15 protein-coding genes and 1 pseudogene are annotated in these 16,644 nt (G+C 72.5%); 10 read left to right on the top strand and 6 right to left on the bottom strand.

Annotated features, from left to right (window positions below; genetic code table 11):
- The first annotated feature begins 73 nt into the window (after positions 1-73).
- The 9 genes from ABEA77_RS04295 (at position 74) to ABEA77_RS04335 (ending at position 9,758) form a co-directional block, all read left to right on the top strand.
- Positions 74-973 carry an FAD binding domain-containing protein gene (locus ABEA77_RS04295; protein WP_345641352.1) on the top strand — a complete coding sequence of 300 codons (900 nt, stop codon included), beginning with the start codon at positions 74-76 and terminating at the stop codon, positions 971-973.
- A gap of 2 nt (positions 974-975) precedes the next feature.
- Entirely contained in the window at positions 976-1,530 is a 555-nt protein-coding gene (locus tag ABEA77_RS04300; protein WP_345641354.1) for a (2Fe-2S)-binding protein, read from the top strand.
- Positions 1,527-3,923 (top strand): aerobic carbon-monoxide dehydrogenase large subunit, encoded by a 2,397-nt coding sequence (locus ABEA77_RS04305; protein ID WP_345641357.1) that lies wholly within the window; start codon positions 1,527-1,529, stop codon positions 3,921-3,923. Before ABEA77_RS04300 ends, ABEA77_RS04305 begins: the two co-directional genes overlap by 4 nt.
- Positions 3,924-4,005: 82 nt before the next feature.
- The gene (locus tag ABEA77_RS04310; protein ID WP_425588194.1) at positions 4,006-4,986 is read left to right on the top strand and encodes an XdhC family protein; all 981 of its coding nucleotides are present in this window, start codon (positions 4,006-4,008) and stop codon (positions 4,984-4,986) included.
- 2 nt (positions 4,987-4,988) lie between these two features.
- The gene (locus ABEA77_RS04315; protein ID WP_345641362.1) at positions 4,989-5,573 is read left to right on the top strand and encodes a nucleotidyltransferase family protein; all 585 of its coding nucleotides are present in this window, start codon (positions 4,989-4,991) and stop codon (positions 5,571-5,573) included.
- Positions 5,570-6,493, top strand: a complete 924-nt coding sequence (locus ABEA77_RS04320; protein WP_345641365.1) for an AAA family ATPase — start codon at positions 5,570-5,572, stop codon at positions 6,491-6,493. The genes ABEA77_RS04315 and ABEA77_RS04320 overlap by 4 nt, the downstream gene beginning before the upstream one ends.
- Positions 6,490-7,452: an SRPBCC family protein gene (locus ABEA77_RS04325; protein WP_345641368.1), complete on the top strand. Its 963-nt coding sequence runs from the start codon at positions 6,490-6,492 to the stop codon at positions 7,450-7,452. Before ABEA77_RS04320 ends, ABEA77_RS04325 begins: the two co-directional genes overlap by 4 nt.
- Positions 7,449-8,690, top strand: a complete 1,242-nt coding sequence (locus ABEA77_RS04330; protein ID WP_345641371.1) for a vWA domain-containing protein — start codon at positions 7,449-7,451, stop codon at positions 8,688-8,690. The genes ABEA77_RS04325 and ABEA77_RS04330 overlap by 4 nt, the downstream gene beginning before the upstream one ends.
- A gap of 111 nt (positions 8,691-8,801) precedes the next feature.
- Positions 8,802-9,758 carry a LysR family transcriptional regulator gene (locus tag ABEA77_RS04335; protein ID WP_345641374.1) on the top strand — a complete coding sequence of 319 codons (957 nt, stop codon included), beginning with the start codon at positions 8,802-8,804 and terminating at the stop codon, positions 9,756-9,758.
- A gap of 29 nt (positions 9,759-9,787) precedes the next feature.
- On the opposite strand, the gene ABEA77_RS04340 is transcribed toward ABEA77_RS04335, so the two are convergent.
- Positions 9,788-10,594, bottom strand: a complete 807-nt coding sequence (locus ABEA77_RS04340; RefSeq protein ID WP_345641377.1) for an alpha/beta fold hydrolase — start codon at positions 10,592-10,594, stop codon at positions 9,788-9,790.
- Positions 10,595-10,656: 62 nt separating this feature from the next.
- Here ABEA77_RS04340 and ABEA77_RS04345 point away from each other — a divergent pair, with 62 nt between their 5' ends.
- A complete protein-coding gene (locus tag ABEA77_RS04345) occupies positions 10,657-11,094 on the top strand; it encodes a MarR family winged helix-turn-helix transcriptional regulator (protein WP_345641380.1) in 438 nt (145 codons plus the stop codon).
- Between the two features lie 4 nt (positions 11,095-11,098).
- Here ABEA77_RS04345 and ABEA77_RS04350 read toward each other — a convergent pair whose 3' ends face one another.
- From ABEA77_RS04350 to ABEA77_RS04370, 5 genes and pseudogenes are all read right to left on the bottom strand, one after another.
- Positions 11,099-11,758 carry an ABC transporter permease subunit gene (locus ABEA77_RS04350; RefSeq protein WP_345641383.1) on the bottom strand — a complete coding sequence of 220 codons (660 nt, stop codon included), beginning with the start codon at positions 11,756-11,758 and terminating at the stop codon, positions 11,099-11,101.
- Between the two features lies 1 nt (position 11,759).
- Positions 11,760-12,827: a methionine ABC transporter ATP-binding protein gene (locus ABEA77_RS04355; RefSeq protein WP_345641386.1), complete on the bottom strand. Its 1,068-nt coding sequence runs from the start codon at positions 12,825-12,827 to the stop codon at positions 11,760-11,762.
- 34 nt (positions 12,828-12,861) lie between these two features.
- Positions 12,862-13,815: a MetQ/NlpA family ABC transporter substrate-binding protein gene (locus tag ABEA77_RS04360; protein WP_345641389.1), complete on the bottom strand. Its 954-nt coding sequence runs from the start codon at positions 13,813-13,815 to the stop codon at positions 12,862-12,864.
- Positions 13,816-14,196: 381 nt separating this feature from the next.
- A pseudogene (locus ABEA77_RS04365) lies at positions 14,197-15,120 on the bottom strand (ABC transporter ATP-binding protein); the annotation flags it as partial.
- Positions 15,121-15,231: 111 nt separating this feature from the next.
- Entirely contained in the window at positions 15,232-16,350 is a 1,119-nt protein-coding gene (locus tag ABEA77_RS04370) for a polyprenyl synthetase family protein (protein WP_345641392.1), read from the bottom strand.
- Between the last annotated feature and the right edge of the window lie 294 nt (positions 16,351-16,644).

Consider the following 16,644-nt stretch of genomic DNA (forward strand, 5'->3'; position numbering starts at 1 on the left):
TTAACTCACTGTTGACTTTGAACGGCGGGGAGGAGCCCAATGTGCCCACGACCCATCACCCAGGGAGTCACGCATGCAGGTTCCCGCACCGTTCGAGTACCAGCGCGTCAGCAGTGTCGACCAGGCGGTCGGGCTGCTGGAGAGGCTGGGCGACACCGCCCGCCTGGTGGCAGGCGGGCACAGCCTGCTGCCCATGATGAAGCTGCGCCTGGCTAATTTCGAATATCTGATCGACATCAATGATCTGCACGAGGAACTGGGCTACATCGTCGTGGAGCCGGGGCAGATCCGTATCGGCGCGCTCACCCGCCACCGCGAGCTGCTGGAGTCCGAGGAACTGGCCGCGGCCTTCCCGATCTTCCGGGACGCGGAGCGCGTCATCGCCGACCCCGTGGTGCGCAACCGCGGCACGCTCGGCGGTTCGCTGTGCCAGGCCGACCCCTCCGAGGACCTGTCGGCCGTGTGCACCACCCTCGACGCGTCCTGCGTCATCCGCGGGCAGGACGGCGAGCGCGTCGTCTCCATGACCGACTTCCACCGCGGCCCCTACGAGACGGCGGTCGGGGACGCGGAGATGCTGACGGAGGTCCGCTTCCCCATCAGGCCCGGTGGTTCCAGCGCCTACGAGAAGGTGGAGCGGCGCGCAGGCGACTGGGCGGTCGTCTCCGCGGGCGCGGCGGTCTGGCTGGAGGACGGGCTGGTCACGGACGCCCGCGTGGGCCTCGCCGCGGTCGGTCCGAACACCGCGGGCATCCCCGGCATCGCCGAGGAGCTGCGTGGCCGCCCGCCGTCGGAGGAGTTGTACGCGCGGGCGGGCGAGATCGCCGCGGAGGCCGCCGACCCGGTCACCGACCGCAGGGGCAGCGCCGCATACAAGCGCCATCTGGCACGGGAGTTGACCGCGCGGGTGTTGCGCACGTCGGTCGAGAGGATCGGCGCCGCGACGGCGCCCGTCAACGGACAGGGAGTGTGATCATGCAGGTCACCATGACCGTCAACGGCGAAGAGGTCACCCGGGACATCGAGGGACGGCTCCTGCTCGTCCACTTCCTGCGCGACCACCTCGCCCTGACCGGCACCCACTGGGGGTGCGACACCAGCAACTGCGGCACCTGCACCGTGTGGCTGGACGGCGAGCCCGTCAAGTCCTGTACGGTGCTGGCCGCGATGGCCGGCGGGCACGACGTGCGCACGGTCGAGGGGCTCGAACAGGACGGCGAACTCGACCCCGTGCAGCGCGGGTTCATGGAGTGCCACGGACTCCAGTGCGGGTTCTGCACGCCCGGCATGATGATGACGGCGCGTGCCCTGCTCGACCGCACCCCGCACCCGTCGGAGGAGGAGATCCGCGAGGCGATCTCCGGTCAGATCTGCCGGTGCACCGGTTACGCCACCATCGTGCGTTCGGTGCAGTGGGCCGCCGCCGAAGAGGCGGGTACCCGAAGGAGCGTCACGTCGGACGAGGCGGGCGCGGCACCCGCCGGCGAGCCGGCGACCACATCAGCGGCCGCGTCGGGGAGCACGTCATGACGACCGTCACGCAGCACAGCACCGTCACCGATTTCGAGGACAACGACCGCAAGCCGGTCGGCCACGGCCGGATGCTCCGCAAGGAGGACCCGCGCTTCGTACGCGGCAAGGGGCGCTACGTCGACGACGTACAGCTGCCCGGCATGCTGCACCTGGCGATCCTGCGCTCGCCGATGGCGCACGCGCGGATCGTCTCCGTCGACACCAGCCTGGCCGAGGCGCACCCGAAGGTGAAACTCGTCGTGACCGGCGCGATGCTGGCCGAGAAGAACCTGGCGTGGATGCCGACGCTCTCCAACGACGTGCAGGCCGTGCTTGCCACCGACAAGGTGCGCTTCCAGGGCCAGGAGGTCGCGTTCGTCGTCGCGGAGGACCGCTACGCGGCGCGCGACGCGCTGGAGCTCATCGACATCGAGTACGAGCCGCTCGACCCGGTGGTCGACGTGCGCACGGCACTCTCGCCCGACGCGCCGGTGATCCGCGACGACATCGAGGGCAAGAGCGACAACCACTGCTTCGACTGGGAGACCGGCGACGCCGACGCCACCGACGCGGTGTTCGCCAGGGCGGACGTGGTCGTCAGCGAGGACATCGTCTATCCGCGGGTGCACCCAGCGCCGATGGAGACGTGCGGCGCGGTGGCCGACTACGACGCGGTGGACGGCCGGCTCACCCTGTGGTCCACCACCCAGGCCCCGCACGCGCACCGCACCCTGTACGCGATCGTGGCGGGACTGCCGGAGCACAAGATCCGGGTGATCTCCCCGGACATCGGCGGCGGCTTCGGCAACAAGGTGCCCATCTACCCGGGGTACGTGTGCGCGATCGTCGGCTCGCTGCTGCTCGGCAAGCCGGTGAAGTGGATGGAGGACCGCTCGGAGAACCTGACGAGCACCGGTTTCGCGCGCGACTACGTGATGCGCGGGGAGATCGCCGCCACGTCCGACGGCCGCATCCTCGCGATCCGCACCCATGTCCTCGCCGACCACGGCGCGTTCAACGGAACGGCGGCGCCGGTGAAGTACCCGGCCGGCTTCTTCGGCGTGTTCACCGGCAGCTACGACATCGAGGCCGCGCACTGCAAGATGACGGCCGTCTACACCAACAAGGCACCGGGCGGCGTGGCGTACGCCTGCTCGTTCCGCATCACCGAGGCGGTGTACCTGGTCGAGCGGATGGTCAACGTCCTCGCCTACGACCTGGACATGGACCCGGTGGCCCTCCGGATGAAGAACTTCATCCGGCCCGAGCAGTTCCCGTACAAGACCAAGACCGGCTGGGTGTACGACTCGGGCGACTACGAGCCGACCATGAAGCTCGCGACCGAGCTGGTCGGTTACGACCAGCTGCGGGCCGAGCAGGCCGAGAAGCGCGCACGCGGCGAACTCATGGGCATCGGTGTCGCGTTCTTCACCGAGGCGGTGGGCGCGGGCCCGCGCAAGGACATGGACATCCTCGGGCTCGGCATGGCCGACGGCTGCGAGCTGCGCGTCCACCCCACGGGCAAGGCCGTCGTGCGGCTGTCCGTGCAGTCGCAGGGGCAGGGGCACGAGACGACGTTCGCGCAGATCGTCGCCGAGGAGCTGGGCATCCCGCCCGAGGACATCGACGTGGTGCACGGCGATACCGACCAGACGCCCTTCGGGCTCGGCACGTACGGCAGCCGCTCGACCCCGGTCTCCGGCGCGGCCGCCGCCCTGGTCGCACGGAAGGTCAGGGACAAGGCCAAGATCATCGCCTCCGGCATGCTGGAGGTCTCCGTCGCCGACCTCGAATGGTCGAAGGGGTCCTTCCACGTCACGGGCGACCCGACGGCGTCCGTCACCATCCAGGACATCGCGATGCGGGCGCACGGCGCGGCGGACCTGCCGGAGGGCATCGAGGGCGGCCTTGAGGCGCAGATCTGCTACAACCCGGAGAATCTGACGTATCCGCACGGCGCGTACATCTGCGTCGTGGACATCGACCCGGGTACGGCCGTGGTGAAGGTCCGCAGGTTCGTCGCGGTGGACGACTGCGGTACGCGCATCAACCCGATGATCATCGAGGGCCAGGTGCACGGCGGACTCACCGACGGCGTCGGGATGGCGCTGATGGAGATGATCTCGTTCGACGAGGACGGGAACTGCCTGGGCGGTTCGCTGATGGACTACCTGATCCCGACGGCGCTCGAAGTGCCCGACTGGGAGACCGGGTTCACCGTCACGCCGTCCCCGCACCACCCCATCGGGGCGAAGGGCGTGGGTGAGTCCGCGACGGTCGGCTCGCCGCCCGCCGTGGTCAACGCGGTGGTCGACGCGCTCAAGCCGTATAACGTGCGGCACGCCGACATGCCCTTGACCCCGTCCCGGGTGTGGGAGGCCATGAACGGGCAGGCCACTCCGCCGATCTGACGGGCGGTGCGGTCGGGTCGAGTCCGGTGAAGGCGTCGAGGAGAGTGTGGAGCGTGGGGACCTTGAGGAGGTGGCCGCGGTGATGTCGACGTCCGTGACACCCGTGTCGAGGACGGTGAGCGAGCGGGTGCTCGACCTCGCGGCGCGGCGCGTGCCGTTCGTGCACGCGACGGTGGTGCGGGCCCAGGTGCCCACCTCGGCGCACCCGGGCGACGAGGCCATCGTGTACGAGGACGGCACCATCGACGGCTTCGTCGGCGGGGTGTGCGCCGAGGGCTCCGTGCGCACGGCCGCCCTCGGCGCGCTGAGCGACGGGGGGCCGCTGCTGCTGCGGGTGCTGCCCGAGGGCGAGACCGCCTTCCCGGAGTCGCCCGGGGCCCGAGTGGTGGTCAACCCCTGTCTGTCCGGAGGGGCGTTGGAGATCTTCCTCAGGCCGGTGCTGCCGCCGCCGCTGATCGAGGTCGTCGGGCACACCCCGGTGGCGGACGCGGTGGTGGCGCTCGCCGGAGTGCTCGGCTACGCGACGGCGCGTTCGCTGCCCGCCTCGGTCTCCGAGAACACCGCGGCGGTCGTCGTGGCGGGGCACGGCCGGGACGAGGAGGAGTCGATCAGGGCCGCGCTGGACGCGGGCGTGCCCCATGTCGCCCTGGTGGCGAGCCACCGCAGGGGCGCGGCCGTCCTGGACGAGCTGGACCTCGACGAGGCGGAGCGGGCGCGGGTCGTCACGCCCGCGGGCATCGACATCGGGGCGAGAACGGCCCCGGAGATCGCGCTGTCGATCCTGGCCGGGGTCGTGGCGTCGGTGCGCTCCGGCGCCGCTGCCCCGGGGTCTCCCACCGGGGCGGCCGGTGCCGCGTCCGGCGCCGGGCCGAGAGCGCGGGGCCCTGCGGAGGACGCCGCGGAGCCGACCGCGCAGGCGCTGCCCCGCCAGGCGGAGGACCCGGTGTGCGGGATGACGGTGACCGTGATGCCGGACACCCCGCACCTGTCCGCCGACGGGACCGACGTCTGGTTCTGCTCGCCCCACTGCAGGAAGCACTACGCGGAAGGACTGGTGGACTAGGCGTGTTCGTCACCGGCATCCTCCTGGCCGCGGGCAGTTCTCGGCGGCTCGGGCAGCCCAAGCAGCTGCTGCCGCTGCGCGGGGCCACCCTGCTGGACGCGGCGCTCGCCACCGCGCGCGCCTGCCGCTTCGACCAGCTCCTCCTGCCCCTCGGCGGCTCCGCCGACGCCGTACGGGACAAGGTCGACACCTCGGGCGCCGAGCAGTTCGACGTGGAGCGGCACGGCGACGGGTGCGGCGCGTCCGTCACCGCCGCGATGGGCCGGGTCGACCCGCGGGCCGATGGCGTCGTGCTGCTCCTCGGCGACCAGCCGGGGGTGCGGCCCGAGGACGTGGCGGGGCTGCTCGGCGCCGTCGCGGGCCGGCCCGCGGGCCTGTGCCGCTACCGGGACGGTCCTGGCCACCCGCTCTGGTTCGGCCGTGAGCTGTTCGGGGACCTGGCCGCGCTGCACGGCGACAAGGCCGTGTGGAGACTGCTGGACTCCGGTCGCTTCCCGGTGGTCGAGCACCCGGTGGACCTGCCCGTGCCGCGGGACGTGGACACCTGGGACGACTACCGGGCTCTCGTCGCGGAGGTGGGCCGGTGAGTCCGCTGTTCCGCGACGCGGGTGAAGTGCGTGAGCGGCTCGACGCCGTCGGCCACCTGGTGGACGAGGGCACGGCCACCGCGTTCTTCCTCGCCACGGCACTCCGCCGGCCGCTGCTCGTCGAGGGCGAGCCGGGTGTCGGCAAGACGAGTTCCGCCACCTCGCTCGCCATGGCGCTCGACACCCCGCTGATCCGCCTCCAGTGCTACGAGGGCCTGACGGCCACGGAGGCGCTCTACGAGTGGAACTACCAGCGCCAGCTGCTCTCGATCCGCCTCACCGAGGCGCGCCGGGAGCAGCTGAGCGACGCCGACCTGTTCACGGAGGAGTACCTGCAGGACCGGCCGCTGCTGCGGGCGGTCCGCCACCGCGGCCCGGTGCCGCCGGTGCTCCTGATCGACGAGATCGACCGGGCCGACGACGAGTTCGAGGCACTGCTCCTCGAATTCCTCGGCGAGAACTCCATCACCGTCCCCGAACTGGGGACGTTCACCGCGGCCGTGCCGCCGGTGGTGGTCCTGACGTCCAACCGCAGCCGGGAGCTGCACGACGCGCTGCGCCGCCGCTGCCTGTACCACTGGATCGACTTCCCGAGCCCCGAGCGCGCGACGGAGATCCTGCGCCGCGCGGTGCCCGGCGCGGGCGAGCCGCTGATCGCCTCGGCCGCCGCGTTCATCGGCCGGGTGCGCACGCTGGACCTCGACAAGGCGCCCGGTATGGCCGAGACCATCGACTGGGTGTCCGCGCTCACGGCGCTCCAGGTCACCCGGCTGGTGCGGGCCGATGTGGTGCGCACGCTCAGCACCATCGCCAAGAGCCCCGACGACCACGTCACGATCACCGAAGCGCTGGACGATCTCGGCTGTCCGGGGCAGGCCGGCCACGACGAGCCGCACAGAGAGGAAGCGACGAAGCAATGAAGATCGAGAACGCGTTCGCGGTCAGTGTCCCCGTCGACAGGGCGTGGGAGGCCCTGACAGACCTGGAGGGGCTCGCCCCGTGCATGCCGGGGGCCCAGCTCACCGGTGTGGAGGGCGATGTCTACAAGGGCAAGGTGAAGGTCAAGGTCGGGCCGGTGATCAGCCAGTTCGCCGGCACGGCCCACTTCGTCGAGAAGGACGAGGCCGCCCACCATGCGGTCGTCAGCGCGAAGGGCAAGGACTCGCGGGGCGCGGGCAACGCGTCCGCGACGATCGACCTCCAGCTGACTCCCGAGGGCGACAGCACGGCCGTGGCCGTGCTCACCGACCTCAACATCACCGGCAAGCTGGCCCAGTTCGGCAGCGGCATGATCAAGGAGATCTCGGAGAAGCTGCTCGGCCAGTTCGTACGCAACCTGGAGGAACGCCTGCACACGCCCGGCGCCGAGGAGACGGGCAGCGGCGCGTCGGACACCCCGGCGTCCGGGGGCGGCGGGAGCGCCGCCGCGGGATCGGCGGGCGGCTCAAGCGCCCCGGCCCCGACGGCCTCCGCGGCGCCTGCCCGCGAGCAGACGCCTGCCCGTACGGGAGCGGTGTCCGCCGCGGGGGACACGGGGCGGCTCTCCGCGCCGTCGCAGAGCTGGGCGGAGACCCCTCCGGCCCAAGAGGTCCCGCACGTCAACGGGGCCGCGGCGTCGGCGCGGCCGGCACAGGACGCGCCCGCGAGCGAGCCGGAGCACACCGCACCGCAGCCGGAGTCCGCGGCGCCCGCCGGTTCCGCCGCCACGGCGGACGCCGGCTCAGGGGCGGCCGCCTCGCGCAGCTTCGACCAGGGCGAGGAGCCGGAGGCCCTCGACCTGATGGGCCTCGCGGGCAGCTCCGTGTACAAGCGCCTCATCCCGGCCGGCGTCGCGGGAGCCGTGGTTGTCGGTGTGATCATCTACTTCGTCGTCCGGTGATCCGCCAGGCCCCCTCCCTGCTGCCCGCGGTCGACCGGGCCGCCTTCGCCATGGCGCTGGCGGGCCGGCTGCGGGCACGCGGGGTGCGGGTCGGACTGACCGCGGCGGGCGACCTGGTGCGCGCCCTCGGAACCGTAGCCGAGCTCACCCGTACGACGCTCTACTGGACGGCGCGGGTCTGCCTGATCCGCGACCACGACGGCCTCGCGGAGTTCGACGACGTCTTCGAGGCGGTGTTCGGCGACGCCATGCTCTCCCTCGACCCGCACGCGCGGCGCGACGGCCTGGGCGCCGCGGGCGGCGGGCAGGACGACACCTACGCCTCGGTGCCCGGTGGTGAACGGGAGGAACAGGAGGGCGCGGGACTGCCGTGGCTGACGCTGCCGCCTTCGGTGACCGCGGCCGACGCGGCGGACGACCAGGTCGTGGCGGTGCCCGAGCGGCTCCCCACGGCCGTCGCGGGACTGCTCGACACGCCCTTCGAGCAGCTGGGAGCGGCCGAGGCTGCGCTGCTCGGGCGGTGGCTAGAGGCGGCGCTGCGCACCTGGCCGACGCGGCGTTCGCGGCGCTTCTCCGCGCGGCGCGGCGGCCCGCGGGTGCTGCTGCGCCCCACGATGGCCCGCTCGCGGCGCACGGGGTGGGAGCCGGTGCGGCTGGTGCGCGCGGGTCCCGTGGCCAAGCCGCGGCGCGTGGTGATGGTGTGCGACGTGAGCCGCTCGATGCAGCCACAGGCGGTGGCGTACCTCCATCTGATGCGGGCGTTGACGCTCGCGGCCGACGCCGAGGTCTTCGCCTTCGCGACATCGCTGACCCGGCTGACCACGGTGCTCGCGCACCGGTCGGCCGAGGTCGCGGTGGCGGAGGCGTCGGCGAAGGTCGTGGACCGCTTCGGCGGTACGCGCATCGCGACGTGTCTGCGCTCCCTGCTCGCCTCGCACCACGGCGGCCTGCTGCGCGGCGCTGTGGTGATCGTCGCCTCGGACGGGTGGGACGGGGACGCGCCGGAGCTGCTCGCGGGCACGATGGCGCGGGTGCGCAGACGTGCCCACCAGGTGGTGTGGCTCAATCCGCGGGCGTCGGCTCCCGGTTTCGCGCCGCGCACCACGACCATGGCCGCGGCGCTGCCGTACTGTGACGCGCTGCTGCCCGCCGCCACGTTCGCCTCGCTGCGCACGGTGTTCGACGAGGTCTGCGGACGGGCGTGTGCGCCGCCGCGCAGGGACCGGCGCGCCGTCTGACCCGGCACGCCCTGCGGCCGTACCCTCAGGGACCGCCGCGTCGCGATCTGTAGCCGTTCCGGGCGCCGTTGGGATAGCTTGGGGCCGGGACGATCTTTCGGTGGAGGCAGCGTGACCCCGGCGCAACTGCGGGCTTTCCTTGCGACCGTACGCGGCGGATCGGTGAAGGCTGCCGCGGCCGATCTGGACGTCTCGGAGGCCGCGGTATCGATGCATGTCGCGCATCTGCGCAAGGAGCTCGGCGACCGGCTGTTCGCGCGGACGGCGAGCGGTCTCGCTTTCACCCCGGGGGGTCTGCGGCTCGCCAGCAGGGCCGCCGAGATGCTGGGCCTGCAGAACCAGACGATCCTTGAGGTCAGCCAGGCCGGCGGCGGGCGCAGGCTGCTGCGGGTCGCCGCGTCGAGCCTGTTCGCCGAGTACGCGGCGCCCGGCCTGCTCGAACTGTTCGCGAGCCGCGCGGACGACCTGGACGTCGAGTTGAGCGTGCAGAATCCCCAGGACTTCGCGCGGCTGCTGTCCTCGCGCGCGGTGGACGTGGCCATGGGCCCGCCGCCGGCCACGGTCGACTCGTCGCTGACCTGCACGGCGTTCCTCAACTACCAGGTGTTCGCGGTCGTCTCGCCGGATCATCCGTTCGCCGGGCGCCGCCTCGGGACGGCCGATCTGCGGGCCCAGAACTGGCTGCTCGGCCCCTCCGCCGTGGGCAGGCTCGGCATGGTGCCCGCGATCCTGCGCCGGATCGGCGTCCCGGAGGAGCAGCAGCGGATCTTCCAGAGCCATACCGCGGCGGTCGAGGAGGCCAAGCACGGCGGGGGGATCGCCCTCGGTGTGGCGTTCGCCGTGTCGAAGGACCTCGCCGACGGGTCCCTCAAACAGGTGACGGGTCCTTCGCTGCCCGCGCGAGGCTCGTGGAACCTGCTGGCTCTCACGGAGCGCGACGCGCCGCCCGCCGCGGCGGAGCTGGCCCGCTTCGTCACCACGCCGCGTGCCACGCAGGCGATGCTGCGCGGCGCGGGCGTGACCGCGGGCCGCTTCCGCCCCGCCATCCATGTGACGCTCTGGAGCTGACAGCGCGACCGGCGCCGCGGGCGCCCGGGTCAGGCGGTGCCTGCGCGACCGGCTCGCGCGGCTGTCGCGGTACGGCGGGCATAGGCGTCGATCAGTGCATGGACGGCGTCCGGCTGTTCGACCTGGGGAAGGTGACCCGCCTCGGGGACGGCGGCGAACTCCGCGTCGGCGAACCCCGCGGCGTACGCCCTGCCGTAGGCGGGGGTCGCGACCCGGTCGCTCTCCCCCCACACCACCAGCGCGGGCACCCGTACTTCGCGTAGGCGCGGCAGCAGCCGCGGGTCGTGCATGACGGGTGCGACGGCCCGCAGGGTGGCCATGTTCGCCTGCTGCGCGGCGCGTTGCTCAGCGCTCGTCGTGGTGGGATCGAACAGGGCACGGCTCGGGTCGTGCCAGGCGCGCGCGGCGAACTCGCGCGGGTCGAGACCGTCCACGCCGAGGACGGGCTCGCCCTCGACGTGGACGCCGACACCGTCGATGAGGACGAGGCCGGTGAGGGCTCCAGCGGTGTCGCGCAGCGCCATCTCCGCGGCGATCCAGCCGCCGAGCGAGGAGCCCACGACGAGCACGTCGCGCAGCCGGCGGTCGGCGAGGAGGCGGAGGTAGGCGTCGGCGAGGTCGGTCACGCCGGATATCCGCGCCGGGCGCGGGGTGCCGTTCCAGCCGGGGTGTACGGGCGCGAGGACGTGTCCGGTGCGCGCCAGGTGGTGTGCGAGGCCCGCGACGGTGGCGGGTCCCCCGCCGCCGTGCAGGAGGAGCACGGGCCGTCCCCCGCCCGCTTCGGCGAGGGTGAGGTCGAGGTCGTCGTACGGGGAGTGCGTGCCGGAAGCCGTCATGCGGAGCACAGTAACTAAGCATGTTGATATAAACAAGCTTAGTCATGGGCTAGGATGGGGCCATGCCCGGCGAACTCCAGATCCTCGGCAGAGCCGTCAAGCAGGTCCAGTACCGGCAGCACCGTGCGCTCGACACCGCGCTGGCGGGCGTCGGCACGACGCTCGCGCAGTGGGACGCGCTGCGCGCGGTCGGCCGTTCGCCCGGGGCCTCGGGGCGGGCGCTCGCCGCCGCCACGTTCCAGAGCGAGCAGGCGTTCGGGACGCTCGCGGGGCGGCTAACCGCACGGGGCCTGATCGAGCGCAGGGCGGGCCGCGGCCGCGCGCTCGGCCACCACCTCACCCCTGCGGGCAGTCGGGTCCTCGCGGCCGGGCACCGCGTCGCCGACGAGGTGCTCGCCGAGTGCTTCGCCCCGCTCACGGCCGCCGAGCGCACGACGCTGCTCGCGCTCCTCGGCCGCCTCGCCCCGGACGACCGGGGCGGCCCCGGCACCAGCGGGTAGGGGCTCAGCGGCGCAGGGCGCGTCGGGCGAGCCAGTTGCCGAGGAACTGGCCTGCCTGGACGATCACCACGATCGTGGCGACGGTGATGTACACGATGGGCCAGTTGTACCGCTGGGAGCCGTAGGTGATCGCGAAGTCCCCGAGCCCGCCGCCGCCGAACAGGCCGGCCTGGGCGGACATGTCGACCACCGCGACGAAGATGAACGTGTAGCCGAGGATGATCGGGCCGAGCGCCTCGGGTACCAGGACGGTCACCAGGATGCCGAGCCGCCGCGCGCCGGCCGCCCTGGCCGCCTCGACCACCCCGGGGTCCACTGTCAGCATGCTCTGTTCGACGATGCGGCTCACGGCGAAGGCCGCCGCGAGGGACAGTGCGAAGGTGACCGCGTTGGTGCCGATCGTGGTGCCGATGGTGTGCAGCATGAGCGGCTGGATGGCCGTCAGGAAGATCACGAACGGCACCGGCCGCACCACGTTCACGACGATGTTGGCCACGACGAAGACCGCGCGGTTGCCGAACAGGTTCCCCGGCCTCGTCGCGTACAGCAGCAGGCCGAGCGCGAGTCCGAGCACACCGCCCGCGGCGACGGAGATGAGCACGATGTAGAAGGTCTGCCGGATCGCCTCCCGGTAGACCGACAGGTTGGCGACGAACTCGTGCACGTCAGGAATCCTCCTCGGTCAGGTCGAACCCGTCGGCGCGCAGCTGCGCGAGTGCCGTGTCCACGGCGGCGCCGTCGCCGACGAGTTCGAAGGTCAGGCTGCCGACGGGCCGTTCCTGGAGTTCGCCGATGCCTCCGAAGACGATCTCGGCGGCCACCTGGTGGTCGAGGAAGACCCGGGCGAGGTCGGTCTGGAAGCCGGCGCGGTCGCGCACCCTGACGGAGACGATCCGCCCGGGGTGCCGCTGCCGCAGCCGCGCCAGGGTCGCGGCGGAGGGCCGCTCGCGCAGCGCGGTGCCCACCAGGCGTGCGGCCGCCTCGGTCTGCGGGCGGGCGAACACGTCGTAGACCGTGCCCTGTTCGACGATCCGGCCGGCGTCGAGCACGGCCACCCGGTCGGCGGCCGCGCGGATGACGTCCAGCTCGTGCGTGATCATCACCACGGTGACGCCGAGGGTGCGGTTGACGCGCCGCAGGAGCGCGAGCACCTCGGCGGTGGTGCCCGCGTCGAGCGCGCTGGTCGCCTCGTCCACCAGCAGCAGGGAGGGCTCGGTGGCCAGGGCGCGGGCGATGCCGACCCGTTGCTTCTGCCCGCCCGACAGCTGCTCGGGATGGTCGTGGGCGCGTCCGAGCAGGCCCACGAAGTCCAGCAGGGCGGCGACCCTGCGGTCGCGTTCGGCCCGCGCCACCCCCGCGACCTTCAGCGGGTAGGCGACGTTGCCCGCCACCGTCCGCGACCTGAAGAGGTTGAACTGCTGGAACACCATCCCGATGTCGCGCCGCACCTGCCTGCGCTCGCGCTCGCCGAGGGCGGTGAGGTCCAGGTCGCCCACCCGCACCGTCCCCGAGGTCGGGGTCTCCAGGCCGTTGACGAGCCGCACCAGTGTGCTCTTGCCCGCGCCGGACTGCCCGATGATCCCGAAGACCTCGCCCCTGCGGATCTCCGCACTCACGCCGTCGAGCGCGACGAACGGGGCGGTGCGCCCCTTCGTGCCGGGGAACGTCTTGCGCACGTCCTCCAGCCGGACATGGATTTCGTCCGGCCGTACGGCCGGCTCGCTGCCGGTCATCTCTCTCCTCTCGGCTTCCTCCCCTCGGTCACGGTTACTTCTTCGCCGCCCTGGCCTGCTTCTCGACGGTGGCCAGCTCCGCCTGCAGCCGCTCGGGCGACACCGTACGGAAGACCGCGGTGCCGCTGTTGGCCTTCTGCACGCCCTTCTGGACGGCGGGGTCCTGGTAGAGGGCGGCCAGCTTCCGGTACGTGGGATCGTCCTTGTCCGCCGCGCGGGCGGCGAAGACGTTGACGTACGGGGCGGCGATGGCGCTCGACGGGTCGTCCTGGAAGACGGCGGCCGACCGGGGCAGCTTCGCGCTCGTCGCGTAGTTGTCGTTCACAACGGCCGCGGCCACCGACCCGCTCTGCAGCGCGTTCGCCGTCTGGGAGGCGTCCAGTGTGACGACGTCGACCTTGTGGGTGGTGATGTCCGAGGTCGCGGAGAACGCGGTACCGCCGTCCTTGAGGGTGAGGAGCTTGGCGGCCTGGAGCACGAGCAGGCCCCGTGCCTCGTTGATCGCGTCGTTGGGGATCGCGACCTTGGCGCCCGCCGGGAGCGCCGCGGGTGTGTGGTACTTGAGCGAGTAGAGCGGCAGCGGGTAGACGGCGGTCGCTCCGATCGGCTGGAGGTCGTCGTGCGCCGTCACGTTGTAGTTCGCCAGGTACTGGATGTGCTGAAACTCGTTGAGGTCGAGGCGCTTCTCCTTGAGCGCCGGGTTGGGCTGGCTGTAGTCCGTGAAGTTGACGAACTTCACGGTGATGCCGAGCTTCTTGCGGGCGAGCGACGCGTAGGTCTTCCAGTACGGCTGGGACCCGTCCGTGACACCGATGGTGACGGCTTTGCTGTCGGAGCCGCCGCCCGCGGAGAGGACCAGGCCGACGACGACGGCAGCCACCACGACCACGGCGGCGGAGGCCAGCCAGACGATGCGGCGGCGGCTCCGGTGGCGCGGCGGCAACTGCGGTTCTTTGGAGGGGAGTTCATTCTCTGGAGATGTGGGCATGACAATACCTTCGGATGGCCGCGGGCGCGGCTGAGCGGTCGGGGGTGTTGTGGTGTGCGGCGGGAACGGAGCAGCACAGGGCGGCGGTGTGACACGGCGGGGAGGCGGACCGCCGGGGCCGGCGTACCGCGGGCCGCCGGTGTGTACCGACGGACCGGATTCAACGGCGCTGGTGGCGGCCCTCGTTCCGGCGGGCAGCCCGCGGGGCGGGCGCGTTTCTCACCGGGTGGCCGCGGGGCTGCCCGTCAGTGACAGAGGCAGCTGGCGACGCGCGCGTAGTCGATCACACGTCGACTCGTCAGCAGCACGGGGTCCATGCGGAACACCCTAACAGCCCCGTTCGCCCCGCCGCACCGGCCCCGGAGGGATCAGCCGCCGCGCTCACAGCACCGCACGCGCGCGGGGGTGGTGGCAGGCCGCCGCCTGGTCCGTGCCGTGGGGCGTGAGGGGCGGCACGGTGCTGACGCAGGGCTCGCGGTCCCCGCTTTCCAGCGCGGCGAAGACGGGGCAGCGCCCCCGGAAGCGGCAGCCGGACTCGCGGTGCGTGGGGCTCGGCGGGTCGCCCGCCAGCAGGATCCGCTTCCTGGCGCGTTCGCGCGGCGGGTCGGGCAGCGGTACGGCGGAGAGCAGCGCCTGTGTGTAGGGGTGGCGCGGCGCGGTGAAGACCTCCGCCACCGAGCCCGCCTCGACGGTCCCGCCGAGGTGCATCACACTGACCCGGTCGGCGATGTGCCGCACGACGGACAGGTCGTGCGAGACGAAGAGGTAGGCGAGGCCCAGCCGGTGTTTCAGCTGCTGGAGCAGGCCGAGTATGCCCGCCTGGATCGACACGTCGAGCGCGGAGACCGGCTCGTCGAGTACCAGCAGCCGGGGCTCGACGGACAACGCCCGTGCGATGCAGATCCGTTGGCCCTGACCGTCGGAGAACTCGTGCGGGAAGCGGGCGGCGTGGGCCGCGTCGAGGCCGACGAGGGCGAGCAGTTCGGAGATGCGCCGGGCGACGGTCGCGCGGCCCGCGCCCTGGGCGCGCAGCGGCTCCGCCACGATGTCCCCGACGGGCATCCGCGGGTCGAGGCTGGCGAGCGGGTCCTGGAAGACGATCTGCACCCTGGAGCGCAGCCGTCCGGCCTCCCCGCGTCCGAGGCGCGCGGTGGACCTGCCGAGGATCTCCACCTCGCCCCGCTCGGGCCGGCCGAGCCCGAGGATCTCGTAGAGCGTCGTGGACTTGCCCGAGCCCGACTCGCCGACGAGGCCGGGCGTCTCCCCCGCGCGGATGTCCGGTTCGACTCCGTCGACCGCGTGGACCGGTGCGGCCGGCCCCACGACCCTGCTCGCGACCAGACGAGGCACCGGCGGTGCACGGTCGATCTCGATGTCCCGAAGCGCGATCGGGTTGCGCTGCCCGAGGCGGGAGGGTCACCCGCCCGTTCCGGATCGGTGCGTCCCCCGGCGCGGGGCGTCGTGGTCGACGCGCTGACCTCGGGCCGGCGCGTGAAAGGTCCGGTCGCCCACGGACTGGTCAGCGAACATATCGGCGTAGTCGCACATCAGCTCGGCTGCTCGCGGGTCGTCGGCAGCGCGGTGCGCGCAGGAGTGCGCCTGCCTGAGGTGACGGGTGATCTGGCGCTCGGCCCAGTCGCGCCCGCCGCACTGGTCGACGAGGGCGGCCATGCGGTCGATCTCGCTGTCCTGCGGCCCGTGCGGGCGCCGGTAGTAGGAGGCGAGCTCGTCCTGGAGGGCGTGACCCGACTCCAGGGCCGCGCACACGATGCTCGACTTCTTGCGGGTCCTGAGATCGTCGCGCTTGGGCGGAGCGGCTGTCCGCTTTTCCCCGAACACGTCCACAACGTCGTCGCGCAGTTGGATGACCCGGCCGACATGCCATCCGTAGGACCTCATGAGCGGCGCCCGCTCCGCACCGGTGCCGGCCTGCAAGGCCCCTGCTTCGCAGCAGGCCGCCACCCAGTCGGATGTCTTGCCGTCGACGACGTCCAGCGCCTGTTGAAGGGAGACATCCCCGCGCTGCTCGTACTGCCCTTCCAGGGCCTGCGCGCGCAGGCCCCCTTGCAGCGCGCCGGACAGCAGCCCTGCCGCCGCCCGGGACGCGGGTGTCTCCAGCTCGGCCAGCCTGGACAAGGCGGTGGTCAGCAACAGGTCCGCGGCCAGGATCGCGGTCGCCGTGCCGAACGTTCTCCACACCGAGGGAAAGCCTCGCCGGGTGAGATCCCCGTCGATGATGTCGTCGCAGATGAAGGCGTAACCATGGATCAGGGCGCACGCGAGGGCCACCTCCCGTGCCCGCTGCCACGTGTCCTCCTCGGCGCCGGCGCTCAGGAGGACGAGTGCGACGACCCGGTAGGTCGGGCCGCGATAGGCCACTTCCTGGCCTGTCGCGTCGACCAACCCGAACTGGTAGGCACACGGCGTGTGGAGCGGCGGAGGGATCCGCCCGACGACCTCACGCAACTGGGGCATGAGCATGTCGCGCGCGGCGGAGACGACGTGATCCGGTGAGTCGAGAGCCGAAGGTTCCATTCCAGCACACCCCTTGTCACCGGCGCGGACCGGCCGTCACCGGTGCGGACCGGCCGTTGGCCATCGGGCAGGGAACCTTCCCCGGCCACCGACCCGCACGCGGACGAGTTCCGGCTCACGGTGGTGATCCGCGGGCGCGCGGAAGCTGTCCCCGGGCGCTGGCGGTGGGAGCGGGCGCCGAGGAGGACCTGCCCCGGGCGGTCCCCGTCGACTCCACGATCGTTTGCCCGGTGATCCGAACGAGCCGCCTGGGCCGCCACCGCCTCCCGGCCTGGGCGCCCCGTACCATGCGGG

The sequence above is a fragment of the Streptomyces tremellae genome, assembly GCF_039540215.1.
Lineage (GTDB): Bacteria > Actinomycetota > Actinomycetes > Streptomycetales > Streptomycetaceae > Streptomyces > Streptomyces tremellae.

What these genes read in the sequence shown, in the direction of transcription:
- ABEA77_RS04340 (WP_345641377.1), bottom strand. Translation starts at nt 10,594, where the DNA reads ATGACGGCTTCCGGCACGCACTCCCCGTACGACGACCTCGACCTCACC.
- ABEA77_RS04310 (WP_425588194.1), top strand. Translation starts at nt 4,006, where the DNA reads ATGTCGACGTCCGTGACACCCGTGTCGAGGACGGTGAGCGAGCGGGTG.
- ABEA77_RS04305 (WP_345641357.1), top strand. Translation starts at nt 1,527, where the DNA reads ATGACGACCGTCACGCAGCACAGCACCGTCACCGATTTCGAGGACAAC.
- ABEA77_RS04295 (WP_345641352.1), top strand. Translation starts at nt 74, where the DNA reads ATGCAGGTTCCCGCACCGTTCGAGTACCAGCGCGTCAGCAGTGTCGAC.
- ABEA77_RS04355 (WP_345641386.1), bottom strand. Translation starts at nt 12,827, where the DNA reads ATGACCGGCAGCGAGCCGGCCGTACGGCCGGACGAAATCCATGTCCGG.
- ABEA77_RS04345 (WP_345641380.1), top strand. Translation starts at nt 10,657, where the DNA reads ATGCCCGGCGAACTCCAGATCCTCGGCAGAGCCGTCAAGCAGGTCCAG.
- ABEA77_RS04360 (WP_345641389.1), bottom strand. Translation starts at nt 13,815, where the DNA reads ATGCCCACATCTCCAGAGAATGAACTCCCCTCCAAAGAACCGCAGTTG.
- ABEA77_RS04370 (WP_345641392.1), bottom strand. Translation starts at nt 16,350, where the DNA reads ATGGAACCTTCGGCTCTCGACTCACCGGATCACGTCGTCTCCGCCGCG.
- ABEA77_RS04325 (WP_345641368.1), top strand. Translation starts at nt 6,490, where the DNA reads ATGAAGATCGAGAACGCGTTCGCGGTCAGTGTCCCCGTCGACAGGGCG.
- ABEA77_RS04300 (WP_345641354.1), top strand. Translation starts at nt 976, where the DNA reads ATGCAGGTCACCATGACCGTCAACGGCGAAGAGGTCACCCGGGACATC.